At 68.2% G+C, this 22,890-nt stretch carries 18 protein-coding genes and 4 pseudogenes; 9 read left to right on the top strand and 13 right to left on the bottom strand.

Translation table 11 applies throughout. The features are described 5' to 3' along the window. Nucleotides 1-433: 433 nt before the first annotated feature. From EF918_RS15475 to EF918_RS15495, 5 genes and pseudogenes are all read right to left on the bottom strand, one after another. A complete protein-coding gene (locus EF918_RS15475; RefSeq protein WP_125645961.1) occupies nucleotides 434-652 on the bottom strand; it encodes a hypothetical protein in 219 nt (72 codons plus the stop codon). Between the two features lie 125 nt (nucleotides 653-777). Beyond that, on the bottom strand, nucleotides 778-1,545 hold the full coding sequence (locus EF918_RS15480) for an ATP-binding protein (RefSeq protein ID WP_125645963.1): 768 nt from the start codon (nucleotides 1,543-1,545) through the stop codon (nucleotides 778-780). After that, nucleotides 1,542-3,120 (bottom strand): annotated as a pseudogene (locus EF918_RS15485) (Mu transposase C-terminal domain-containing protein). Before EF918_RS15485 ends, EF918_RS15480 begins: the two are co-directional and overlap by 4 nt. 157 nt (nucleotides 3,121-3,277) lie before the next feature. After that, on the bottom strand, nucleotides 3,278-4,432 hold the full coding sequence (locus EF918_RS15490) for an ATP-binding protein (RefSeq protein ID WP_125645965.1): 1,155 nt from the start codon (nucleotides 4,430-4,432) through the stop codon (nucleotides 3,278-3,280). 593 nt (nucleotides 4,433-5,025) lie between these two features. Beyond that, a complete protein-coding gene (locus tag EF918_RS15495; protein ID WP_125645967.1) occupies nucleotides 5,026-6,036 on the bottom strand; it encodes a hypothetical protein in 1,011 nt (336 codons plus the stop codon). A gap of 632 nt (nucleotides 6,037-6,668) precedes the next feature. Here EF918_RS15495 and EF918_RS15500 point away from each other — a divergent pair. The 3 genes and pseudogenes from EF918_RS15500 to EF918_RS15510 all read left to right on the top strand — a co-directional run bounded on the left by EF918_RS15500 (nucleotide 6,669) and on the right by EF918_RS15510 (nucleotide 9,816). Next, nucleotides 6,669-7,724 (top strand): AraC family transcriptional regulator, encoded by a 1,056-nt coding sequence (locus tag EF918_RS15500; protein WP_185921756.1) that lies wholly within the window; start codon nucleotides 6,669-6,671, stop codon nucleotides 7,722-7,724. 655 nt (nucleotides 7,725-8,379) lie between these two features. Further along, the gene (locus EF918_RS15505; RefSeq protein WP_125645971.1) at nucleotides 8,380-9,003 is read left to right on the top strand and encodes a hypothetical protein; all 624 of its coding nucleotides are present in this window, start codon (nucleotides 8,380-8,382) and stop codon (nucleotides 9,001-9,003) included. Nucleotides 9,004-9,046: 43 nt separating this feature from the next. After that, nucleotides 9,047-9,816 (top strand): annotated as a pseudogene (locus tag EF918_RS15510) (transposase). 26 nt (nucleotides 9,817-9,842) lie between these two features. Here EF918_RS15510 and EF918_RS15515 read toward each other — a convergent pair. Next, nucleotides 9,843-10,430, bottom strand: a complete 588-nt coding sequence (locus EF918_RS15515) for an Imm21 family immunity protein (protein ID WP_125645995.1) — start codon at nucleotides 10,428-10,430, stop codon at nucleotides 9,843-9,845. A 17-nt stretch (nucleotides 10,431-10,447) separates the two neighbouring features. After that, nucleotides 10,448-11,197: a transposase family protein gene (locus EF918_RS15520; protein ID WP_125645973.1), complete on the bottom strand. Its 750-nt coding sequence runs from the start codon at nucleotides 11,195-11,197 to the stop codon at nucleotides 10,448-10,450. Between the two features lie 526 nt (nucleotides 11,198-11,723). Here EF918_RS15520 and EF918_RS15525 point away from each other — a divergent pair. From EF918_RS15525 to EF918_RS15535, 3 genes are all read left to right on the top strand, one after another. Further along, on the top strand, nucleotides 11,724-12,203 hold the full coding sequence (locus tag EF918_RS15525) for a ubiquitin-conjugating enzyme family protein (protein ID WP_125645975.1): 480 nt from the start codon (nucleotides 11,724-11,726) through the stop codon (nucleotides 12,201-12,203). A 225-nt stretch (nucleotides 12,204-12,428) separates the two neighbouring features. Then, on the top strand, nucleotides 12,429-13,127 hold the full coding sequence (locus tag EF918_RS39060; protein WP_125645977.1) for an ATP-binding protein: 699 nt from the start codon (nucleotides 12,429-12,431) through the stop codon (nucleotides 13,125-13,127). Beyond that, the gene (locus tag EF918_RS15535) at nucleotides 13,117-13,446 is read left to right on the top strand and encodes a hypothetical protein (protein ID WP_125645979.1); all 330 of its coding nucleotides are present in this window, start codon (nucleotides 13,117-13,119) and stop codon (nucleotides 13,444-13,446) included. The genes EF918_RS39060 and EF918_RS15535 overlap by 11 nt, the downstream gene beginning before the upstream one ends. A gap of 47 nt (nucleotides 13,447-13,493) precedes the next feature. Here the strand turns inward: EF918_RS15535 and EF918_RS15540 are convergent, their stop codons facing one another. Beyond that, nucleotides 13,494-13,769 (bottom strand): hypothetical protein, encoded by a 276-nt coding sequence (locus tag EF918_RS15540; RefSeq protein WP_125645981.1) that lies wholly within the window; start codon nucleotides 13,767-13,769, stop codon nucleotides 13,494-13,496. 265 nt (nucleotides 13,770-14,034) lie between these two features. On the opposite strand from EF918_RS15540, the gene EF918_RS15545 reads away from it, so the two are divergent. After that, complete coding sequence (locus EF918_RS15545) at nucleotides 14,035-14,451, top strand: hypothetical protein (protein WP_260610238.1); 417 nt, start codon at nucleotides 14,035-14,037, stop codon at nucleotides 14,449-14,451. Between the two features lie 178 nt (nucleotides 14,452-14,629). Here the strand turns inward: EF918_RS15545 and EF918_RS36970 are convergent. Continuing rightward, nucleotides 14,630-14,773 (bottom strand): annotated as a pseudogene (locus EF918_RS36970) (transposase); the annotation flags it as partial. A 91-nt stretch (nucleotides 14,774-14,864) separates the two neighbouring features. On the opposite strand from EF918_RS36970, the gene EF918_RS15555 reads away from it, so the two are divergent. Further along, nucleotides 14,865-15,251: a hypothetical protein gene (locus tag EF918_RS15555; protein WP_260610236.1), complete on the top strand. Its 387-nt coding sequence runs from the start codon at nucleotides 14,865-14,867 to the stop codon at nucleotides 15,249-15,251. Nucleotides 15,252-15,265: 14 nt separating this feature from the next. On the opposite strand, the gene istB is transcribed toward EF918_RS15555, so the two are convergent. From istB to EF918_RS15575, 4 genes and pseudogenes are all read right to left on the bottom strand, one after another. After that, nucleotides 15,266-16,036, bottom strand: a complete 771-nt coding sequence (gene istB / locus EF918_RS15560) for an IS21-like element helper ATPase IstB (RefSeq protein WP_125645987.1) — start codon at nucleotides 16,034-16,036, stop codon at nucleotides 15,266-15,268. After that, nucleotides 16,033-16,806, bottom strand: a pseudogene (locus EF918_RS15565) (hypothetical protein). The gene istB and the pseudogene EF918_RS15565 overlap by 4 nt, the downstream one beginning before the upstream one ends. Nucleotides 16,807-17,227: 421 nt before the next feature. Beyond that, entirely contained in the window at nucleotides 17,228-17,695 is a 468-nt protein-coding gene (locus EF918_RS15570; protein ID WP_125645989.1) for an SUKH-3 domain-containing protein, read from the bottom strand. Between the two features lie 570 nt (nucleotides 17,696-18,265). Then, nucleotides 18,266-19,252 (bottom strand): ribosome-inactivating family protein, encoded by a 987-nt coding sequence (locus tag EF918_RS15575; RefSeq protein ID WP_125645991.1) that lies wholly within the window; start codon nucleotides 19,250-19,252, stop codon nucleotides 18,266-18,268. Between the two features lie 353 nt (nucleotides 19,253-19,605). Between EF918_RS15575 and EF918_RS15580 the strand changes: the two genes are divergently transcribed. After that, nucleotides 19,606-21,828 (top strand): XRE family transcriptional regulator, encoded by a 2,223-nt coding sequence (locus EF918_RS15580; protein WP_125645993.1) that lies wholly within the window; start codon nucleotides 19,606-19,608, stop codon nucleotides 21,826-21,828. Nucleotides 21,829-22,890: the final 1,062 nt, after the last annotated feature.

Below are 22,890 nucleotides of genomic sequence, written 5' to 3' on the forward strand. Positions count from 1 at the left end.
GCGGGTACCTGAGCGCTGCGCGCTCAGGAGAGACCGGCCTCGCTGCGCTCGGCCGGGGCGCCTTCGGCGCCTGCTCCTCCGCTTCGCTCCGGAGCAGCGAAGCGCCTCGCTCCGCTCGGCGGGGCTCGGCTTCGCCGAGCCAGGGCCGGCCCTTCGGGCCGGGGTCCTCCGCTTCGCTTCGGACTGATGGGGTTCCGCTTCGCTTCACCCGAGCGGCCTGGCTTCGCCAGGCCTGGACCTCCCGTGCTTCGCGCGGGAGGTGACCTCGTTTCACGAGGTTCAGGCCTCCGGCCTGTTGGGTGCGTCCGCTTCGCTCCCCCACCTGGCCCTTCCGGCTTCGCCTCCAGGACAAGCCCGCTCCGCGGGCAGCTGGCGACGGCAACCCGGTGCTGCGCTGGGTTCCTGTCTGAAGGCTGTATCTGGGTCTGGTTGTCTACAACGTGCCGTCAGCGATGCGTTCGGCCGCGTCCTGCGCGACCTCGTTGGCGATGCGCACGCAATACCTCTCACCAGCGGCCAGGAGGGCTTCCTTCACCTCCGGCGCCGGTCTGCCAGCATGCGTCGCACGGATCTCGGTCAGAGCCTTCTCGAACCGCGCCACGTGTTCCTGAACCCGGGGCATGGCCTTCTCGTAGTCGGAAGGATCAGCCATACGGACAACCTACCCGAGCCAGCCGGTGCTTCATTTCTCGTTCAGGATGAACTTTGGAACCAGTGGGTTGCACCGCTACCTCGCCGATCACCCTGCTGTCGCGATCGTGGGACTGCGTGGGGATGTCAGCTGCCCAGCTTGCTGAAGGCCCAGCGGAGCACTTCTTGGTCAGGGTGGTCGCGGCCTGTCCGTTCGAGTGCGGTCAGGGTGTGGGCAGAGAGTCTGGCCCAGTTCCGGAAGTTGCCGTGTGCCGCGTGGCGGTCGGCGAAGGCGATGTCCGCGGGATCGGTCTGTGCCCAGACGGGGTGGTAGAGCGGGATGACCTGCTGAACTTCCTCCAGTGTGAGCTTGGTGAGGTGCTGCCAGATGAAGATGCGTGAGGAGAGCATCGGCTCCTTCCGCAACACCGTGTGCGCCCCCTCGCCGCCGGCGAAAACGATCGCGACCTGCGAGTACGGGTGGTCCCAGACGTACCGGAAATATTCGAACGTCTCTCGATTGAGCCACTGAGCTTCGTCCACGACCAGCGTACGCGGCTGCGCAGCCAGCGAGTCCAGGATCAGCCGGTCGAACTCGGAAGGGTGACGCGGAGGTTCGCCCGGCAGACCGAGCGCGGCGAAGAGTTCGTGGCGCACCGCGCGGGCGGTGGGACGGGCGCGGAAGGCGATCCGGCAGACCTCCTCGCCACGCGTCCGCTCCCGGTCGCGCAGGCAGACGTTCACGGCGAGCGTCTTGCCGACGCCAGCCGGACCATGGAGGCACATCATCGCCCTGGCCTCGATCGTGTCCGCGATGTTCTCCCGGGCCGCCAGGAGCGCGCGGGTCGTGACGACCGCCGCGTCCGCGAGCTGGGTGTGGTGATCGGTCTCCCGCGGCGGCAGCTGGCTCGTCATCGCTTCTCTTCTCGGGCGGCGGAGCGCAGGGAGGCTGGGGTGTTCCAGTCGTCGGGCGGCGGGGCGGGCGGGATGAGGTCCGGCAGGGCCAACGCGGCCATGTCGCTGCCAGCGGACGTCATGAGTTCCTGGTCGGCTTCGGCTGCCGTGACAGCGCCCAGGCGCTGCGCGGGCGTGGGCGCGGTGGCTGGGGCGAAGCGCTGTCGGCGCAAGGCCTCCGCCTTTTTGGCTTCCTCGCGCAGGCGGCGGGCCCGCACGGTGCGGGTTCGGCGCAGCTCGTCGAGCTGCTCGGGCGTGGCGGCGTCGGCGAGGTGGGCGGTGCCCAGGTGGCGGCCGACTGGGTCGCAGACCTCGATCTCATGGTGGTGGTGGGGCATGTGCCGGATCCTGACGTGGCGGCCTGCCTGGCCGGCCATCCACGCACCGAGGTAGTCCCGGCCGCGCCAGCGCACCCCGTGGCTGCTCAGCTTCCGCACCCGGCCGTCGTCCTCCAGCATCAGCCCCCACAAAGCAGCCTCGGGGACGTCCGAGACGGGTGTGGGGTCAGCCTGCCAGGCCTCCAGGGGAGTCCGGCCGTTCAGGCCGGCTGGGCGGTGCTCGGTGTTCCACCACCGCGCCCAGTCGAGGACCTCGGCGGTGAACTCGGCGAACGTCAGCGGAACCGGCTCATCAGGGTCAGGCTTCTTCTTGGCAGGCCGGGGCCTGGGGGTGAGGGTGTAGCCGGGCAGGACCGCGAAGAGCACGCGGTCCACGCACCGGTTGAGGTTCTCCACCGTCCCCTTCAGATGGGGCTATAGGCAGGCAGATCCTCGCGCTTGGTGTCCAGGTCAGTGAAGGCGCCCAGGACGGTCTTCGACAGGAAGTCCCGGCCACGGTCGACGCGTACGTGCTCAGGAATGCCCCCGCGGGCCCGTACGGGCCTGTGCGGAGCACGGCGGCGCGCAGAGCCGCAAGGATCGAGGCCCTTGAGGGATGGCCGGGGGTGACTGCGGTGCCCGTGATGGCCTTCGTCGCGACATCGATGAACCACGTCACCCACGGGCGCACCAGCTCCCCGTCCGCGTCGACCACAAGCGGCGCCTGGACGTGGTCGGACTCCCAGGTGTGGTTCCGCCACAGCCTCGGCCTGCGCCCGAACACATCGTGAGCCCGGGCCGCCTCCGGACCCCGGGCCAGACCCGCGCGTTCACCCGCGGTCAGGTCACGGCGCACCGCGCGCAGGAACGTCGACAACGACGGCACCGGATCGAGCAAGGGAACCGCCTCCATCGGCGCCCCGCCCGGCACCGCGGTGACCAGATCACCGGCTGCGGCACGGGCGCGGACCACCAGCTGCCGGTGCACCACCGAGGCGTTACCCCGCCAGTACGCCAGGAGCACCCGCACCTGCGACGTCACCTCGAACCGGTCCACCGTGCTCGCCCCCGGACGGGCCGCCATACAGGGCTCGGCGTCAGCCTGCGCGAGCCACCGCCACACCGTCCGCTCCGACACCCCCAGACACTCCCCCGCAAGGCGCACGTGCCCCCGTGAAAGCCGCCTCTGGGCCCGCAGCCGCAGCAGCCGCTGAACCACAGGACCGCGCAACGCGGCGAGCGCCGGACCCTGGAGCTCAGGCACCGGCTCTGGCACGTCCAGCGGTGCCGACGCTCCCGCCTCGGATGAACTGATCATGGAACCGCTCCCTGCCGCCCGCTGTTGGTCTCCCTTTTCGATCCTGTGCCGTCGGCCGTTACGGGTAGGGGCCAAGCCGGGCGCAGGCCTGCTCGATCAACGCACGGTCCACGCGTACGTCCCTGCCTCGCTTGGACAGGGCGTAGACATGGGAGGTGATCTTCGCCCAGGTACGGAAATTGCCCCGCGCAACCGTCGCATCCGCCCATCCCACGTCCGCCGGCTCGACGCCCTCCCACACGTCATGGAACATCGCCAGCGTCTCTGCGAGCCGCTCCTGGTCCAGGCCGGGAACCTGGTGCCAGGTCAGCACCCGCGACCGCAACGCAGGCGCCCGCGCGATCACCCGCTCCGCACCCGCCCCACACAACAGCAGGGCGGCAGCCGTACCCGGCTCGTCCCACAGCAGACGCAGGTAGTCCAGCAGCGGCGGGGACAGGCGCTGTACGTCATCGAGGAACAGCACCCCAGGCCTGCGCAGCGCCTCTCCGAGGGCGCGGTCCGCCGACTGCGCCCGGTGCGAGAGAGAACCCGCCGCCAGCCCGAGCGCGTCCAGCAGCGAAGCGCGCATCTGCGGCAGGCCCGGCTTCACGCCGACCACCGCCCGCCATACAGGCACCCGATCAGGCAGCAGATGCAGCGACTGCTGCACCGCCACCGTGTGCCCCACCACCTCCACGACCGCAGCCACCGAGGCAGTCGACACCACACGCGCACCCGGCACAAACAACCGCACCCCACCCCGCGACGGCCCGGTGTTCCCCTCGTCCGGCTCGGCAACAGCTGGGACTTCCGAAACCGCGTCCACCACCGGCAGACCCTCACCCGCCCGCTGCAGCTTCAGGTCGGCCAGAACCCGCTCATACCGGCTGACCTCGACCCGGTTCCGGGAAGGCCTCGCCACCTCCAGCACCCGCCCCGCCCGCAGATCACGGAGCACCACGCGCTGGAGCGTCGAGAGAGACGGGACGCACCCGACACCCCACTCCTCCAGCCCACCATCGGCGTGTGCCCGCTCTATCCGCCGATGCAAGCCGGAGACGTTCCCGCCCTCTTCCGCGAGGACCGCCCACAACGCATCACTCAACGCGAACCCGTCCCCGCGCGGCCTCGCCTCCATCCGCCCCGCCCGCCCCTCAGCGAGCCAACGCCACACCGTCCGCTCCGACACCCCGGCAAGCTCCGCCGCGACCTTCACATGCAGCCGCGACACAACCCCCGACTCCTCCACCGCGAGCAGACGCCGAAACACCACACCCCGACCCGCACCAGACCCCGCAACCGAAGCCCCTGCCTCACCACGTACACCGCGACCCGACCGAGCAGCCATACCCACCAGCACAGTCCAAGCAAGCCACCCCGAACACAGGAACTTTTCAACCCTGTGACAGCCACACCATCCACGTGCTATCGGCCAATGGCAGCCCCCTGGTCAACCCATGACAGCCATCAGGGAACGGGAAACCACGCTCCATCAGGCCCGAAACCTGTCAGCCACTGATGACGCCCAAGCCCCGCCACCACACCCCCAACTCACAAAGATCCTCGAACGCTCAGATCGATCGAACCCAGACGATCTCCTCCGAACCGCTTGACGCGATAGAGCAGCCCCGGGGGGCACCGCTCGACCTCCTGGGTTACGCCCCAGGAGGTCGAGCCGAAGGCCGCCCCATGACCATGACGTGCCCGTGACGCTGATCTACGACTCGCAATGGCCGGCCGAGGGCCCCGTCCTCGTACCGCGCAGCCGGACCGCCTGTTCCAATGTCTGGCATGCGCGATGGGCGGGGCCTTGAGTTGGACCCTCTACCACTGGCCGGTGGTGGGGGTGTCGCCGGGGTTGCCGAAGCGGGCGTTGTAGATGACGGTGGTGGAGTCTTTTGCGGCGCCGTAGAAGTCGGATTCGGCCGGGCGGTAGACGCCGATCTTGTCGGTGCCGTCGCCGTTCCAGTCGCCCTTGATGGGTGTGTCGCCGGGGTTGCCGAAGGTGGTCTGGTGGTTGACGTTGGCGCTGGTGTTGGAGTCACTGAGGTAGAAGGTCTGGTTGGTGGGGCGGTAGACGCCGAGGGTGTCGGTGCCATCGCCGTCCCAGTCGCCGACGAGGGGAACGTCTCCTGCGTCGCCGAAGGTGCTTTCCATGGTGACGGTGCTGTTGTTGTCGGTGAGCAGGAAGGTGTGGGTTTGGGGGCGGTAGACGCCGAAGGTGTCCTTGCCGTCCTTGTTCCAGTCGCCGGTCAGCGGGACGTCGCCCTGGGCGCCGAAGGCCGCGTATCCGGAAAGGTTTCCGCTCTTGTCCGACACGTAGAACACTGACTCATCCGGCCGATACACACCCGCAGTCGCCGGGGCCGCGTCCTCAACGATGTTCTTGTAGCGGTACGGGATGTAGGAGCTGGAGTTCTTGAAGTACGCGTAGGGGATGACGCGGCGCACGGCGTTCGGCGGGGTCTGCTCGATGCCGATGTACGAGGTCATCGAGGAGTCGGTCCAGGCTTCGAACAGGACGACGTGTGAACCGCTGACCGGGTTCGAGGCGTTGTGGAAGAGCAGCATGTCGCCCTTGCGGAGCTCGTTCTTCGATATGCGGTCCGCGTAGGTGTCGAGGTTGCCGGTCCAGGCGTTGGTCCCGAGGTTCCAGGCCATGGACACCAGGCCGGAGCAGTCGGTGCGGTAGCCGTCGCGGTAGTCGCTCTGGCTGTACGGGACCTGGGCGTCGACCCAGGTTCTGGCCCGGGCGATGACGGTGCTGCGGCTGATCGGGCCGCCGCTCTCCGCTGTCGCGGCCGCGGAGAATGTCTCCTTGGCGCCCTCAGCCATAAGGGGGCCAGGCTGGCCCTGGGGGCGCTCGACGTCTGTGGTGGCGCTGGGGGCGGCAGCGCTACCGAGGGAACCAGCTCGCAGGCCGCCAGCGCCGGCGGGGCCGGCAGCGAAGAGGGTCACCGCGATGGAAAGTGCCACGAGGGTGCCCGTAGCGCGGACGGTATTCGTCTTGATGGACAATCAAATCTCCTGGAGAAGGGCGTTTTGTCTCAGGTCAGTTGGCGGACTGACTTCCGTGTCGACACCGGCTGTGGGCACTCGGCTCGACCACTCAGCTGTGGAGTGGGGAAGCATCCGCGGGCAGTGCGGGATCCCGGGCGAGTTACGGCTCACGTCCAGCTCACGGCAGCCGCACACGTGGGGTCCCCACCCTCCTGCGGCTGCGTTCCTTTTGCTGCGGTCACCCACGCCTTGCGGGAACGGCACCACGCTATAGCCGGAAGAAGATCTTGAAACAGGACTGCACACGCCAGCCAGGGGACCCTACGCGCCACGGGAAACCCTCTGCGCCAGAACGGGAACTCCAGATGTTGAGCACCGGCGATGGGCCGGTAGTTTGCGCTGGACTATGCTCAGCCCCTGTGGTACATCACGCACATCATGGAACGACCTCCTCCGCACTGACCCGTTTGAACGTCAATGCCGCTCGGCAGTTGGGCGTACCGGCACACGGATACGCGCGCCTCCTGGGGGCGGCACCCGAGCACCTTGACGACGAGCTGTGCCGAACCCCCGCGGCCACGGCCATTCGCATCGCGGAACTGAGCACTGTTCAGACACCGTGGACCGACCTTGCCGTGGTGCTGGCACAGCAGTCATCCATCGGCGCCCTCGGGGTCTGGGACTATCTGATCACCTCCGCGCCCACCCCGCTCGAAGGGATCCGTGACGCTTTTGCCTACTTCGTCGTCGTCGCCGACAGCGCCACGGACAGCATCCGGATTACCGAGCACGGCGACCAGGTCACGATCAGCCACGTCAACCAGGCAGACCTGACCTACGAGGCCGCCTGCGCCATCCGCGCCTACGCCCTAGGCCTATACATACGGCGCCTCGGTGAAGCTGCCCAGCGCCAACTTGTCCCCCAGCAAGTCACCCTGGCGGCCAAGGCACCACGTCGGCACGACAACCTGGCCAGGCTCTACGGCAGCCGGAACGTCGGCTTCGAAGCCCCGGACAGCTCGATCACTTTTCTTGCCCGCGACTTGGCAGCCCCGGCGCCACACGCCCAGCCGGGTCTGTCGGCCGTGCTACGAAGACACGCGGAGCAGACACTCGCCGCCGCCGTCCCGCTGCACAACTGGCTGGACCTCTTCCGCACCGCACTCGCCTCCGCCCACGACGAGGCCACACCGACGCTGGCCACGGTCGCGCGACGCATGGCCCTCAGCACGCGAACCCTCCAGCGTCGCCTCGACGAACACGGCACCACTTGGAGCCACGAGATTGAAGCCATACGCCGTGCTCACATCACCACGCTGCTCCACAAAACCGACCTCGGTATCGACGCCATAGCCGCCCGGAGCGGATACGCCGACGCCCGCGCCTTGCGCCGTGCAGTTCACCGCTGGTACGGCACCACGCCCGCAGCCCTGCGCTCGGCAGATCGTGGAGGCGAGGCTCACGTCCAAGGTGATCCAGCCGACGGTGTCCGCCTGCGTCTGCATCCCGGTCAGCATCGCTGAATAGATCAACGACGACAGCGCCGGCGACCAGGACGGCTCCAACAGCCGTCTCTACACCTGAGAGCCCAGCTGTACCAGATTTCTCGCTTCCCCGCCGACAGCGTGGCGCGGCTCCAGGCCGAGCGGGCCGGAGAGCACCGGCCTTCGTGGAGAGCTCATGGCCTGGCGCCTCAGCCCGTCCGGAGCCGCTTCGGTCCTTGCACCGCTGGGGCGCTGAGGGCGCCCCCGGGATCAGGTCTCCTGGCTAGGGGGGCTCGTCCTCCGTGTGGGCGTACCGCGATTCCGGCACTCCACGGCTCGGCGAGCGCGACCCGATCGCCAAGCGCAGCAGCCGCCGTCCCGGGCCGAGCAAGTACGTGCGCACGGAGGTGCGGCCCAGGCGGTGCAGCCGCAGGTGGTGACCAAGCAGATCGAGGAGCTGCAGCGGCCTACCGCTCCGGCCGGTTACACCCGGCGTCCGGAGGTGAGGGACATCTTGGTCGGCACCCGGTCAAGTCTTCCGGACACGCCGGTCGCGGCCAACGATGCTCACCTCCGCGGCACACGGCGGACCGCCCTGCGCCTTCAGTGGCTAAGGGCTGTCCCGTAACTGGGCGGCGTCTCCGTTGCCGATCCCGGATCGGAACGTGTCAGTGGCTACTGACAGGATCGAGGGGTGCTGATCAAGGGATATGACGGCGGACCATTGGTGCCGGGCGAGTCACTGCTGGACCATCCGGGCTTCTGGTCGAACTACCTCTTGGCGACGTGTAGCGACGGGGGGTGTGCCGAGCGTCCCGTTCCGGAGTGGTTCGGTGAGGACGGCGCCGATGCCGATGCGCTGTCCGAGATCCTCTTCGACCCTGGACGCTGGCCAGTGTTCAGGGTGCCGGCAGAAGACGGCCCCGGAGCGGTGGTAATCTACCGCAACTTGGATGGCGACTACGGCACCGACTACCTCCTCACCCATCCAGGCAGAAGCTACGTTGAGCAGATCGCCAGCTGGGACGGAGACTTCTCGGGCGCCGGGCTGACGTGGCAGGAACTGATCCGGATCGCTGACAGCCCGTCCCTTGCGGCCGAAGGGGTCCAGGACATGGCCACCCGCTTCCTGCTGCTACTTCCCCTCCTCACCGACCCGGACGTGTCGGAATCAGCATCGGCAAGGCTTATCGCCGCCCTGACCGTAGTCGGGGCGCCGCAAGACGGTGTCTTCATTGCGGCGGAGCACCTGCTGGCCCACCTCACGAGGAGATCCCGACACGACCCCACGTGGGCGTCTCCGCTGAGCGGTAGCTGAGAGGTGGGCCGAGGCCGCCAGTCACCCATGGAATGATCTTGATGTGGCTGGTGTGATCACGGCGTCGGATTCTTCCTGGATACCCCCGTTCTCCGGGCTGAGCCCTCGCGCCTTCGGGAAGCTGGTGACGGTTCTGCGGCGCCAGGGTGCGGGCGCGGTCCGCAAGGGCCGGCCATGGAGCCTTCAGCTGGAGGACCGGGCCCTGTTGGTCGCGGCGTACTGGCGAACGAACCTCACGATGCGGCAGCTCGCCCCGCTGTTTGGGGTGTCCAAGTCGGCGGCGGACCGGATCATCGATCACCTCGGGCCGTTGCTCGCCCTTCACCCACGCCAGCGGTTCGCCGAGGACACCGTGCTCATCGTGGACGGCACCCTGGTCCCAACCCTCGACCACACCATCGCCGAGCGGTCGAAGAACTACCGCTATTCCACCACCCACCAGGTCGTCATCGACGCCGACACTGGCCTGGTCGTCGTGGTGGGTCGGCCGCTCGCCGGGAACCGCAACGACTGCAAGGCGTGGGAGGAGTCCGGCGCCAAGGCCGCCGTCGGCAGGCCCCTTACGATCGCTGACGGCGGTTACCCGGCACTGGACTGGTCATCCCGCACCGTCGCGAGCGCGGCCAGACCGAGCTCCCGGCTTGGAAAGAAGACCACAACAGGTCCCACAAGCAGGTCCGAGCCCGGGTCGAGCACGTCTTCGCCCGCATGAAGACTTGGAAGATCCTGCGCGACTGCCGCCTCAGGGGCGATGGCGTGCACCACGCGATGCTCGGCATCGCCCATCTGCACAACCTTGCGCGCTGTGAGTGACCGCGTCTGACCGGAGCACTGTCCGTTCAGGACTCGACGGGCAGGAGCCGGACCAGGCCGACCCAATTCTCCTCGCCCACTTTGGTGTGCGTGGCGCGGACCCTCCAGCGGCCGGCGGGCAGCGGAACTGCCGCCTCGGCGGGCATCCCGCCGTCGGGGTACTCGATGCCCAGGTCGGAACCCGCTTCGGCGGAGTCCATGAGCACCGCCGGACCGTCCGACACCCAGGTGCCGCACTCCTCCCACACCGTGGCGGGGTCTGCGAGGGCAGCATCTGCCGCAGCACTCAATTCACCCTCGGAGTCGGCGGCAAGCCACCGCAGGAAGGTTCGGAGCTCGGGCAGATAGCAGCTGGTGGCCGGTTCGTCCGCCAGCACCAGTGCCTGAGAACCATTCTCGCCAACGGGGATCACGCCGGCCAAATCTTCCACCGCGCAGGCGCGGTCGTAGTCATCTGGAGTGGTGGCGTCTCCCGCCATGACACCACTCTCCGTGCACCCGCCCCAGGAGGCCAGGGCGGAGACGGGGACGACGATCAGAGGGCCGCCCATCGACTCCACCCAGACAGGGGAAGGGCGGGAGGCATCGTCTGCGGTAGATGAGGAACTGATCATGCGTTCAGTGAGCATTTTCAGCGTTGACGCTCCAGGGTGAGGACGGCTGCGGCGATGGCCGTCATGCGGTTGGGGCTGTAGCGGGCTTTGCGGAAGATGCGCCAGGACTTGAGCCGCGCGACGCTTCGTTCGACCGGTGCTCGCGCCGCTGACAAGGCCCGGTTGATCGTCTGCTGGGTCGTGGTGAGGTGCCGGTTCGGGAGCCGTCTGATCGGTGTGGTCACCCAGGGCCCGGCCCCGATGTAGGCACGGTCGGCGAGGACGGGGACGCCCTGGCGTTCGCAGATCCGGATGATGCGGTGGGTGCGGGCGGCGGTCAGGTCGTGCGTGCGGCCGGGCAGGGCGGGTGAGATCCACAGCAGGTTACCCGCGGGATCGGCCATGACCTGCACGTTCACACCGTGACGGCGGTGCTTCTGGGAGAAGTCCGCCCGGCTGTCGCCGACACGGTCGCACTCGGCGAGCGTCCCGTCGAGCAGGACGTAATCCGGAACGACCTCGCGCAGGACCCGCAGGAGGCCCGGCGCCCGGCCGGACAGGTGCTGGACGACGGCCTGGACGTAAGCGTGGGCGGTGCCGACGGATATGCCGAAGCCGGCGGCGATCTGCGCGAGCGTGTCGTGCCGGCGAAGGTAGACCAGGCCCACGAGGGCACGCTGGTGGGGCGGCAGCTTGCAGCGTCGGTCACCCTCGCGGGTGACGATGAGCATGGATACCCACTCGACCAGAGCAGGAGGCAGGTCGAGTGCGGCAGGATGGGGAACCAACAGGGCTCCTGTGCCGATGGGTTGAGACTTCGAACACCTTCCTCAACGGCGCGGGAGCCTTGTGCGTTGGGGTCCTCATCCTGACTCGGCCTGGGTCACTCGATCAGTGGGCACTCTGAAAGGGCTCAGTCTGCCCTCACCCGCTGACAACGTCCGCGCGCTCACTGGAACCCAGCACGGGAAAATCTCAGCGCCTGTGGCAAGCAGCAGTTACGGGACAGCCTTTAGGCGAGAACCTGCTTGACAAACGTGATGATGGCTTCTGCGGAGTCACGCAAGAATTCGCGAAGGACGTCGAGGATCACGGGGCGCTCCGGTCTCACAGGGGTCATTACGAACCTCTGAACGAACCGCCTCCCCCTGCCCCACGGCACGGACGTCGTGACCACCCACATGCGCACACGCTTCCCGCGCATGGCCGAGCGATGCGCACGCTGACCGGCAAGGCAGCACACCGCTTATAGAGTCACACAGGCTGTCACCAACGCGGGCCTCTGTGAAGCGGCTGACCGGACAGGAGTAGGCAATGCTCAGCACCTCCGCGAAGACACGCCTTGACAAGGAGTTCAAGGCACTCACCGACAACGGACACGAAATCGGCGTCACCAGCCTCCGCAGGGTCCAAGACGACGAGTGGACGGTGACCCTGAAGGGTCCTGAGAACAGCCCCTACGAGGGAGGCGTCTTCCACATCGTCCTGACGTGGCCGGCTCACTACCCCATCCAGCCCCCGAGCGTGCGGTTCACCCCGCCCCTGTGGCACCCCAACGTCTCCCCCGACGGCACCGTGCGCCACCCCGTGCTGACAACCGAGCACGAGGAGGGCGCAGCGGAGGATACCTGGACACCCGCTCAGAACTCCCGCACGATTCTGCTGACTCTGATCCATCTCATGAACAACCCCGACATCCTCACCCCCGCCAATGTCGACGCTTCCATCCAGTACCGCGAGAACCCCGAAGTCTTCGCGAGAACTGCTGCGCAGCACCGGAAGAACAACGCCTGATCCACCCCCGCTGTGCGGACGCGCCTTTGAAGGCGCTTCGCGTGTTCCTGATCACAGACCCTGATGGCGCTCTTTGAACCTCCCCAGGTGTCGCTCTTCAGATGGCCAAACCTGCTCAGGTGATCTCCCCACCCATTGCGTGATCTTCCCGGCGTGTCGAGCTGGTCTCGGCGTGTTCTGGAGAGCCTGCGTGAGCACGGAGTTCGGGCTGTTGAAGGGCCCTGGATGCTCACCTGGGAGGAAGACGTGGATGCTCACGCACTGCGTCGCCAGGGCTGGTCGATCTCGGCGATCGCCCGGCACCTGGGGCACGACCGCAAGACGATCCGCGTGTATCTGAATGGCGAGAGGGTCTCCGGATATCGACGTCAGTCGCCGGACGCGTTCATGCCCTTCTTGGAGTACTGCCGCCAACGACTCAGCGACGACCCCCACTTGTGGGCCTCGACGCTCTTCGACGAAGTGGTGGAACTCGGCTATTCGGGCGGCTACTCAACCTTCACCCGGGCCCTTCGGCGATACAAAGCGCGACCCCACTGCGAACCCTGCCGGGCGTCAAGCGGCCGCGACGTGGCGATCATCGCGCATCCTCCGGGCGAGGAGATCCAGTTCGACTGGGTCGAGCTACCGGATCCGCCCGCGGAGTGGGGCGTCGGCGCCAACGCGCATCTCCTCGTCGGTGCCCTGGCGCACTCGGGACGATGGCGGGCCGTGCTCGCGGAGGCAGAGACCTTCCCACACCTGAATGTCGGTATTGCCGACTGGGCAGGCGCCTTCGGCGACGCGACCGTTGCCGCCGCGATGCTCGATCGGCTGCTTCACCGAGCCGCCGTCGTCGGCATCGATGGCCCGTCCTACCGCCTCCGCTCGCACCAGTCCCACTCCGACAACCTCCGCAAAGGGGTGACCGGACGTGCTGGTTGAACTCCGGGCCTGCCCCATCTGCTGGACTCAGTTCCAGGTCAACCCCCAGGCAACCCGCCACACCTACTGCACCCCCCGCTGCAAAGCCGAAGCAGCCAGGCGACGACGCCGTGAACGCGACGAAGCCATCAACCCAGCGGAAACCGACGTGGTCAAGCGGCAGTCGCCGGCACCCACACCCCTGACGCCCACAGCTATCCGCAACTGCCCACACTGCGACAAACCCGTCACCATCGTCGCGCTTCTCGCCACCCCCGAGGCCGCGCTGCCCACCATCCCCGCAGCAAGTCCAGACGTCATCCCCATGCGCCGCAGCTGAGCGACCTCGCACGTCACTGACCTTGTCGGCTCCAGGCGGCGGCAGGGTCAGCCGGCGTTTCCGAACGAGGCGCCGATGTTGTTCCACATGAAGGCGTCCTTCCAATCCGGGCGCCCCTTGGCCCAGCCACCCAGGGCGACGATCACCTTTTCCTGGGAGATCGTCCGGGTCTGGTAGTGCTCTGCCGCCGTCCCGTCACAGAATTCCAGCTGATAGGTGTTGTCATCCCTCAGCCACACCTGCACATACCAATCACCGGCCGCCTCATCGTCGACTCGCTCGACGATCACGAAGGCGTTGCCCCGGCCGAGGTTCGCCACCATCCGACTCAAGGCCGTGGGCCCCGGATTCCTCACCTGACGACCGTGCTCGTCTCTCGCTTGAAGCATGACCCGATCATCCCCCACAGCTCTGACACCCGTCGAAGAGCAGCCACGTCACGCCCGCGCTCGCTCCCCACGTTCCCCAGTTGGTTCACTCCGTGAATCAACTGGGGCGAAGAGTAGCTCTGAGGAAAATTCGGGATCGGCATCAAGCTTCGAAAGCGTCCCCTTGACCAGGCTCTTCCCTCGACTGTCGCCTGTCGATGTGGACTGCTTGAATCAGGCGGCCGGCACGGTGGATGCGGCTCATGTTGGAAGGGACACAGCGGATTGGGAGTGGACCCTGGAGCGCGCTGTCTTCCCGGGCACACAGCTGGGAACGCCGGTCATCCTCGGGCTGGATGTCATCGAGCACGCGGAGGGGAGCGATCAGTTGGAGTTCCTGCTTCAAGTGGTGTGGACCGATCGGTGCCGGCTCGCCGTCGATGCAACCGTGAACGTGGCCTGTTGGTGCAACACCGACCACGCCACCCATGACGTCAACGCCCTCAGACTCGTGGTCGGCGAAGAGACTTCGTTGCCCGAAGCCTTCTGCGTCGGTGCTAAACGGCTGACGGGCTGGCTGACCGATCCGCACGATGCGGACTACTGGCGTGCCATTGCAGGACTGCCTGCCCGGTAGATCCGTTACGAGATCTGGCACGGGAGTATCCACCGCTATCGGTTCAGCACCGTTGACGAGTGCGCCGGCAAGGGCGGCATGGGTCAAGGAGAAATGTGGGGTGCCAAGGGGAGATGCTGTCTGAAATATCCGGAGGGCACTCGATGGTCAAGGGATTCGCTGGCGGCCGGAGTCGCCGGAAGTGGGAGGTGCGGCTGCTGCCCCGCGGTGTCTCGGTGATCCAGGCGTCAATGCGTGAGAGGTTGATGGCTGCCGCTGTGAACTGATGCTGAAGGTGCGTTTTGGCGGCGCCGTGGTAGCGAGAACGTCGCAGCCCCCATCTGCTGTCAGCGTACGAACGGAGGGCCCAAGCACGGTACGAATGAACGTCCCCAGTTCGGTGGCTCGGATCGTGGCCGTGCGAGGATGTGTGCATGGGGGCCTTGAGCGCTTCAGCCCGCTGGCAGCGCATGATCGATTCGCTCGCTCTTCTCGGTGCGGACTCGGCCGATCAGCTGGCCTGGATCGACAAGTACCAGGTCGTGACCGACGAACTGGCCTTGGAGTTCGATGACGCCTTGCGCCTGATGGCTGGCTTTGAGCAGGAAGTGCCTCTGCATGAGGACGCCATGGGCAAGCTGCGACTGATCGACTCGGTCCTCCATGAAATGAGCGGGAGGGGAAACGCCGGGCGTTGGGCAAGGGAAGCGCTGGCGACAGACGCTGGATGGTGCCAGGTGCGGACTCTCGCGCGTGACCTGCTCGTCAGCATGCAGGGCGATTGGCACCTGCCACTTCCTGACATCGTGGTCGTGCGGTGACGACTTCGGGCCGTTCAGGCGACATCTGTGTCCCGCTCGATGGCCTTGAGGCGGTTCTTGAGGCGGTAGCTGGGTCCGTTGATGGAGATCACGTCGCAGTAGCGCAGGAGGCGGTCGAGGATGGCGGTGGCGAGGACCTCGTCGCCGAACACCTGTCCCCATTCGCTGAAGGTCTTGTTTGAGGTCAGGATGATCGAGCCCTTTTCGTATCGCTTTGAGATGACCTGGAAGACCAGGTTCGCTTCTCCGCGTTCGAGGATCTCGTAACCCACCTCGTCCACAACAAGGACGCCCGGCCGGAGGTAGGTGCCGAGCTTGTTGGCCAGACGCCCTGCGGCTTCGGCGGCTTTGAGGTTGCGGACCATGCCGTCGAGGCTCGTGAAGTAGACCGAGTAGCCGGCCCGGCAGACCGCGACCGCGAGAGCGACGGCGATATGCGTCTTACCCACTCCGGGCGGTCCCAGGAGAGCGGCGTTCGCCTTGGCCTCGACAAACGAGAGCGTCGCGAGGTCCTTGACCTTGCGCGGGTCAAGATCGGGCTGGAAAGAAAAGTCGTACTCGTCGAGCGTCTTGTGATGGGGTAGCCGGGAGAGCCGCAGGCCCTGGCGGAAGCGGCGGTCGTCACGGACGGCCAGTTCCTCGGAGAGGACCAGGTCGAGGAAGTCGAGGTAGCCCATCATCGCTTCGTCGGCCCGGTGGGCGAACTCGTTGATGGTCTCCGCGAGGTGTGGCAGGCCGAGCTTGCCGGCCGTGGTGCGGATGCGGCTGCCGGTCAGCTCGCTCAAGACGTTTCCTTCGTCGCTCGTTGGGTGGTGAATGGGGGGCGGGTGCCGGTCAGCTCGTCATAGACCGAGAGCGGACGGCAGCCAACCTCGACCTGAGTGGGCGGCGGCCCGGTTCAACAGGGCCTGCAGCGGGCTGGCTTCCTGGCCCGCAGATCGCTCGTGACGAGGCTGGAGAGGGACGTCTCCGGTCGTGGTCCGGCGCCCCTTCCCGGTGGGCAAACCGTCCCAGTGCTTCTCGTCAACGACGCGAGCCCCGCGGCCGACGGCTCGGGGATGGGCGGCCAGCAGCGTGCTGCCGCCCGCGAGGGCGACGGTGGAATACAGCACGACCTGGGATTTCGTCGCCCGGTAGGCGGCCAGGACGTCGATGTCGAAGTCGTAGTGGGCCGGAGCCCCGCCGAAGTGAGCGAAGGACCGGCGGTGGCAGTCGAAGAAGGTCTGCAGGTCCTGGCTGGTGGTGAAGCAGCAGAACGGGTCGCGAGAGTACGACAGCGTCATGTGGAACGAGTGGACCTTCGCGATGCCCATGTGAGCGAGGGTCCTGCCCTCGTCACCCCAGTCCACCTGAGCTCGGGCACCCCGGGGATGACCTCGAACCGACGGTGCATCCCCGCCAGCTCCTTAGGCGTGATCCCGAGTTCCTCGGTGATCCTGGGACGCGCTTCCTGGACGTAGAGCTTGGTGCGCTGGTAGTTCCCGGTGAACCCGTGCGCCGCAGCCACCCGCTCGTGGATGACCGCCGCCTTCATCAGGATCTCCGCCCGGAGCATCGAGTCAATCACCGGTGCGAACTCGTCAATCACCCTCGCCCGCGACCGCCCGCTCGGCGACCGGCGAGGAGGAGTCGCTGGACCAGGCGCCGACAGCTACTTGCGGACCGTCTTCCGATCCAGCCCCGTCTCCCTGGAGATCTCCGACAGGCTCATCGCCCCGGACTCGAGCAGACCCCGGAACCTCCGAAGCTCCAGCCAACGCTGCGGATCCAAGACCATTGCCAGCCTCCTCCGCCACCCGAAACGACCAAGCAGCAGAGTGCCGAGCAACAGACTTCACCGCATCAACAACTGTCCCTTTTCATCCGCACGAAGCTGGGGACGTTCGTGTGTACGCCGACATCAAGCACCAGATGTTCGGCCGCGTCGGTTTCGACCTGCTCCGCAAGCGGGTTCTGCTCTACGAGTGACCGGTGCGTCAGGGCGCTTGTCTCGCAGGTGGGTATCCGTCGTCGATCGTGAGTGGAGCGACGCCGAGGACCAGGTTCTCCAGTGCCTGCGGCATCGGTCCGAAGCTGGCAACCCACGTCTCGACGAGGTAGATCTCACCGGACTCGTCGATGGCCAGGAAGAACCGGCCGTGATCAAGTTCACCGAGGGGAACGAGGCTGCGACCGATGGTCTCGCCCCACTCGGCGAATCGGTCCTCTTCACCCTGGGCCAGTTCGGGATCCAGCTCAAACGGCGTGCGCGCACAACTGATCCCTGGGCCGCTGATGTGCACGGTCAGACCGCCGAACTCCTTCAGGAAGCCCTCCGCCGCGTCGTGCCACGCAAGCCCGGCGCGTTGGGATGCGGACCGCCAGATGCTCGTGTCTACGACGCGCTCGGGGAACCACCCCGAGGCTTCCAGGACCTCACGCACCTCTGGCAACCAGCTACTCATCCTGGGCCCAGCTCCTCATCGACGGATGAAGAACGATCATCTCACCGTCGCTCGCCAGGGAACAGTGCGTAACCGCACCACACAACTTGGACCAGAACCCGAATCAGAGCGTCAATGCCACCAGGCGGCCCTCGCCGCCACAGGCGACGCGCAGGCCCACGAACACCTCGACCGCCGGCACGGAACCAGGCACGGCCCCGAACACCGGTGGCAGCCCACCCCCATAACCCGCCCACCAGGCGAAACCCACCCTGAAAGCCCTGTCGCCAACCCCCTGCAACTCACACGTCGCGCATCAACTCGCCGCACGGCAATACGACCGGGGGCGCATCACCGACGACAAGGGCGTGACCGGCTGGGGACATCATCAGGCCTCCCTCTGACGACACCGAGGGGTCCAGAATCCTCAACCCTGCGAACCTTCCCGGTGAGAGCACCAGGTCCTTTCCTTCGGAGCGCCTCGCTGACCGGATGAAGGTGATTGGTTCCGGGGGGCTCGGGAGCGCATGCAACCGGGCGGGCCCGGTCCGTGGTGGACCGGGCCCGGCCGGTTGCAAGGCAGTGTGGCGGTCAGCGTCCGCTGTTGTAGAGGGCAAGGAAGGGGGTCAGGCGAGGGCGGCTGTTGGTGGGGATACCGATGTCCTCCACGTTGCGGAACCAGCGCCCGTCGATCTGTACACCAGGGTCGGTGCGGTGGGCTGCGGTTCGGTGCGCCATACGGGACAGGGCGCCCCAGTTGGTCTCAAGGTCGGTGCCGAAGGGGCCGATGTGGGCCGGCGAGCCCGGCTCGGCGATGTCGCCGTCGTAGAAGATGGTCTGGGCGATGCGGTTCTGGATCCAGCCGAAGCGGGCGGCCTCGGCCGTGGCACCGATGAGGTAGGCGAGGGCCTGGCGTACTTCGGAGGTGTTGCGCTGTCCCAGCGAGGCGTTGATGAGGGTCCTTGCCCGCTGCTCGATCGTGAGCGACGTGTACCGCTGGTTCGCCCGCCAGCTGTCCGGGGCCGACAGCGAGCCGTAGCTGCCGTCGGACAGGAGCGTGTGGAACTCGGGGTGCGGATCGGAGGGCTCGCGAGCGCGGTAGGCCGCCGGCAGGTGCTCGGTCCAGGTCTCGTTGAAGCGGTAGTGCACCCTGTTGGCGGAGAAGCCCATGAGGTAGAGGTTGTCGAGGTTGAAGTACAGCGCCAGGTGGGCCCTTGAGCCTTCTGGCTCATCGGTCCAGACCAGGACCCGGACGACGCGGTGGGTGTTGGTCCGGGTCGGGGTGTCCATGTACCCCGGGCTGTTGCTGACGCCTTCCATCTGGTGTGCCGCAGCATTGCGCAGCGCGTTCACCATGGCGTTGTAGTCGTTGTAATTTTCCCGCGCTTCCGGGCTCTGGCGCCAGGCGGTGTAGCCGTTGAGGTGCCAGTCGATGTCGGTCCACTGCCGGTTGGTCTCCGCGTGGGCCTGGGGGGCGGCGGCCCCGAACAGCACGCTGCACGCGGACACCAGGGCGAGCAGCAGTACCGCGACCTGCCTTCCGGTTCGGCGCACGGTGGATGTCGGATGCAGGTGCATCGGGTGGTTCTCTCCTGATGGCTCTTGCGCACGGGTGTGGGGCGCGCGGCTGAGACCACGGGAACGCCCGCCGGTGCATCGGGGCAGGGGCGTTCTCGTGGGGACGGACGGATCGGCGGGAGGACGGCGCTCCCGCCCCGGGGCCGGGCCGTGCGTCTCGGCGAGACGCGGGCGCGGACGGGGCGGGGTCTCCCGGAGCGGCTTGCGGGTGTCCTCCTGCTCAGGTCTCCACCCAACCGGTCCAGGGCGGGGCGGACCAGGTAGTTTCACCGGTAAAAGTACGTACCGCATACTTCTTCCGGTGGGTTCGGCGTTCGGGCAGGGCCGCGTCGAACAAGGGATTGGCCTGCACCATGAGCACCGCAGCATCTGCCGGCGACGGCTTCGGCCCTCGCCTGCGGGCCCTGCGCCAAGGAGCCGGGTTCAGCCAGGAGGACCTGGCCCATGCCTCGGGGGTGAGCGTGCGTACGCTGTCCAACCTGGAGCAGGGCCGCTCCCGGGGGCCGCAGCGCCGCACCGTCCAGGCACTGGCGAAGGCCCTCGGCCTTGATGCGGCCGACGCCCGGGAGCTGGAGGAGGCCGCGAGCGCGGGCCGGCCCCGCACCGCCCGCACGGCCACCATCGCGGCGTCCGCTGTCGTACCGCAGGGCACAGTGAACGTGAGTGCACCCGACCTCCTGCCACGCGCCCCGCGCGGCTTCCACGGCCGGGCCCTGGAGCTGGCCGCCCTGACCAGGGCCGGCGCGGGCGAAGCGCCCGTGTGCCTGGTCGTCGGGCCTGCCGGGGTCGGCAAGACCGCCCTCGTCCTGCACTGGGCCCACCACGACCCTGCCGGAGTCACCGACGGGCGCCTCTACACCGACCTGCGCGGGTTCAGCGGCACCGGCGAGCCGGCCGCCATCGACGTGCTGCGCGAGTTCCTGCTGGCACTGGGCGTGGAGAGCGAGCGGATACCGGGGTCGGAGAACGCCGCTGCCGCGATGTTCCGCTCGCTGGCCGCCGACCGCCAGCTCCTGGTCATCCTCGACAACGCCCGCGACGCCGACCAGGTCCGCCCGCTCCTGCCGGGCGGTGACCGGTGCGTCACCGTCGTCACCAGCCGCCACCGCTTGCGGGGACTGATCGTCACCGACGCCGCCCGCCCCGTTGACGTCGATGTCCTCGGTCCCCAGGACGCCACCGCGCTCCTGACCCAGATCCTCGGCGCTGACCGGGTGCACGCCGAGCCGACCGCCGCGCTGCACCTGGCCGAGTTGTGCGGCGGCCTGCCCCTGGCCCTGCGCGTTGTGGCCGCCCGCCTCGCCGGGAGGCCCGACTGGTCACTGACCGCGATGGCGGACGAACTCGCCGACGAGACACGGCGGCTTGGCCTGCTGGACCTGGAGGAGACCGGCGTCCGCGCCGCCCTTCACCTGACGCTACGCCAGCTCCCCGAACATACACGCGCCCTGTTCGCCGCCCTCGGCCGCCACCCCGGCAGCCAGGTCGACCGGTACACCGCCGCTGCCCTGGCCGGCACCGAACCCTCCACCGCCGAGACGGCCCTGGAACACCTGACGGCCGCACACCTGCTGAACGAGACGGCGCCCGGCCGGTGGACGATGCACGACCTCGTGCGGCTCTACGCGCGCAGCCTGGACGCCCACCCCGACACCCTCAAGCGCGTCCTCGACCACTACACCGCCACCGCCACCGCCGCCATCGCGGCGGCCGAGCCCGGATCCGAGGACTGCTTCCCCCTCCCTGCCGACTTCCTCCCGCCGGCCACGGTACGGGAGTTCGGCGACCGGACCGCCGCCGTGGCCTGGTTCACCGCCGAGCGCGACAACCTCATCCAGGCGGTCGCCGCCGCGGACACCGCCCGCCTGTACGACAGGACCTGGCGCATCGTCATGACCATGTGGCCGCTCATCGTGTGGCGCGTCCGGGACGGCTGGGCCCCCCTCCTTCAGACCGCCCTGGTGGCCGCTCGGGCCGACGCGGACGAGCACGGCGAGGCCCGGGTACTCAACATGCTCGGCTGGGTCCTCACCGAGGAGGACCGCACCTCCGAGGCGCTCGTCCACCTGGGAGCCGCCTACGCGCTCGCCGCCCGCGCCGGCGACGCGTTCGCCGAGGCCAACGTCCTGATCGTCCTCGCCCAGACCCAAGCCGCCCTCGGCCAGCTGGACCAGGCCGCGAAGAGCTGCGAAGGCGCGGTCGACCTGGCCCGTCAGATCGGCGACCGCAGGATCGAACGCCTCGCCACCCAGCACCTCGCCCGCCACCAGGCCGACGCCGGCCACTGGCACCAAGCCCTCACCACCGCCAACCACGCCCTGGACTTCGACTACCGGCCCGGCACCACCGACATCCCCCACATCCTGCTGCTCATCATCAAGAGCGAAGCACTACTCGGAATCGGCCGCCGCACCGAGGGGATCACCCAGCTCGACCTCGCCGCCCGCGAGGCGGAAGCCGCCGGGTACGACGACGGCGTGGTACGGGCACTCAGCGCCCTCCTTCGCGCCGCGCCGGCAGCGGAAGTCCAGGCGCGCTACGACGCGGCCTTGGCACGACTCACCACCCGGGCCTGACACCGGCCGTGCCCCGTGGAGCCGGCGGAGGCCGCCGTACTCAGGCTGCACCGGGAGATCTGCCGCACGCCCGTGCAGCTCACCCTCGACGGAGTCCGCGTCCCATTCGACGAGCCGGGCCGGGGCACCCCGGTCCTGCTCGGCTGTCGGACGTGCTCCGGCCTCGTCCCTCCATGCCCGGTCACTCGCCTCGGCCTCGTCCAGCCCACCCGTAGAAGCGCGGGCAGCAGGGCGCGAAGCCGCCCGAACCAAGATCTGGAAGAAGCGCCCTGGGCGGCAAGTGCCTTCGCAAGTTCGTCGGCGGTCGGTCGGGCGGCCGGACCCGCAAGGAGCACCGGCTCCAGAACCTCTTGGAGAGCGGGCCAAGGCCGGGGTGGGGCAAGGAGGACGTTCCCCGAGGCAATGTGTTCGCGTCGTTCGTGGGCGGTCAGCGCCTTCGGGCCGATCCCGGCGGCGTGGTAGTCCAGGGGCCAGGCGCCGGTGGTACAGGTCCACAGCGTGGCGGCGGGCGCGTGGACGTCGGCGGCCGGTGTGACCTCGACCGGCTTGTCCCCGGTGAGGATGGCGGCGGCGAGTTCGGGGGCCGAACAGCTCGTAGGCGGTGGGTCCGGTCAGACAGGCCGCGTCGTGCGTGACGGCGACGCCGAGGAGGTAGGCGGTCTTCAGGGTGGTCAGCGCGGCGGCTTCGCGGGCGGTGACGGCGTAGCCGGGCCCGCGGCCGACCTTGCATCAGCCTCCCGGACGGCCTCTGGGGAGCCCTGCACCGCGGGGTCTGCTGAGCAACCGGCCCCACATCCGGGCGCTGGAGGCGTGGACAGAGCGGTGGGGGCACGGCCCGGCAGCACCCCCGGGCAGCAATCGGCGGCCGGCAGACGGCCGGAGACCAACGCACCACCCCCCCTCCCAGGCTCATCGATCGTCGGCAGGTGGCGGGGCGTCGGTGGCCGGTGTGACCTCGACCGGCTTGTCCCCGGTGAGGATGGCGGCGGCGAGTTCGGGGGCCGAACAGCTCGTAGGCGGTGGGTCCGGTCAGACAGGCCGCGTCGTGCGTGACGGCGACGC

The sequence above is a fragment of the Streptomyces sp. WAC06614 genome (genome assembly GCF_003949795.1).
Lineage (GTDB): Bacteria > Actinomycetota > Actinomycetes > Streptomycetales > Streptomycetaceae > Streptomyces.

Bases quoted from the DNA above. Each gene is read 5' to 3' on its own strand.
- EF918_RS15475 (WP_125645961.1), bottom strand. From the start codon at position 652: ATGGCTGATCCTTCCGACTACGAGAAGGCCATGCCCCGGGTTCAGGAA.
- EF918_RS15480 (WP_125645963.1), bottom strand. From the start codon at position 1,545: ATGACGAGCCAGCTGCCGCCGCGGGAGACCGATCACCACACCCAGCTC.
- EF918_RS15495 (WP_125645967.1), bottom strand. From the start codon at position 6,036: ATGGCTGAGGGCGCCAAGGAGACATTCTCCGCGGCCGCGACAGCGGAG.
- EF918_RS15515 (WP_125645995.1), bottom strand. From the start codon at position 10,430: ATGATCAGTTCCTCATCTACCGCAGACGATGCCTCCCGCCCTTCCCCT.
- EF918_RS15525 (WP_125645975.1), top strand. From the start codon at position 11,724: ATGCTCAGCACCTCCGCGAAGACACGCCTTGACAAGGAGTTCAAGGCA.
- EF918_RS39060 (WP_125645977.1), top strand. From the start codon at position 12,429: ATGCTCACCTGGGAGGAAGACGTGGATGCTCACGCACTGCGTCGCCAG.
- EF918_RS15540 (WP_125645981.1), bottom strand. From the start codon at position 13,769: ATGGTGGCGAACCTCGGCCGGGGCAACGCCTTCGTGATCGTCGAGCGA.
- EF918_RS15555 (WP_260610236.1), top strand. From the start codon at position 14,865: ATGGGGGCCTTGAGCGCTTCAGCCCGCTGGCAGCGCATGATCGATTCG.
- EF918_RS15570 (WP_125645989.1), bottom strand. From the start codon at position 17,695: ATGAGTAGCTGGTTGCCAGAGGTGCGTGAGGTCCTGGAAGCCTCGGGG.
- EF918_RS15575 (WP_125645991.1), bottom strand. From the start codon at position 19,252: ATGCACCTGCATCCGACATCCACCGTGCGCCGAACCGGAAGGCAGGTC.
- EF918_RS15580 (WP_125645993.1), top strand. From the start codon at position 19,606: ATGAGCACCGCAGCATCTGCCGGCGACGGCTTCGGCCCTCGCCTGCGG.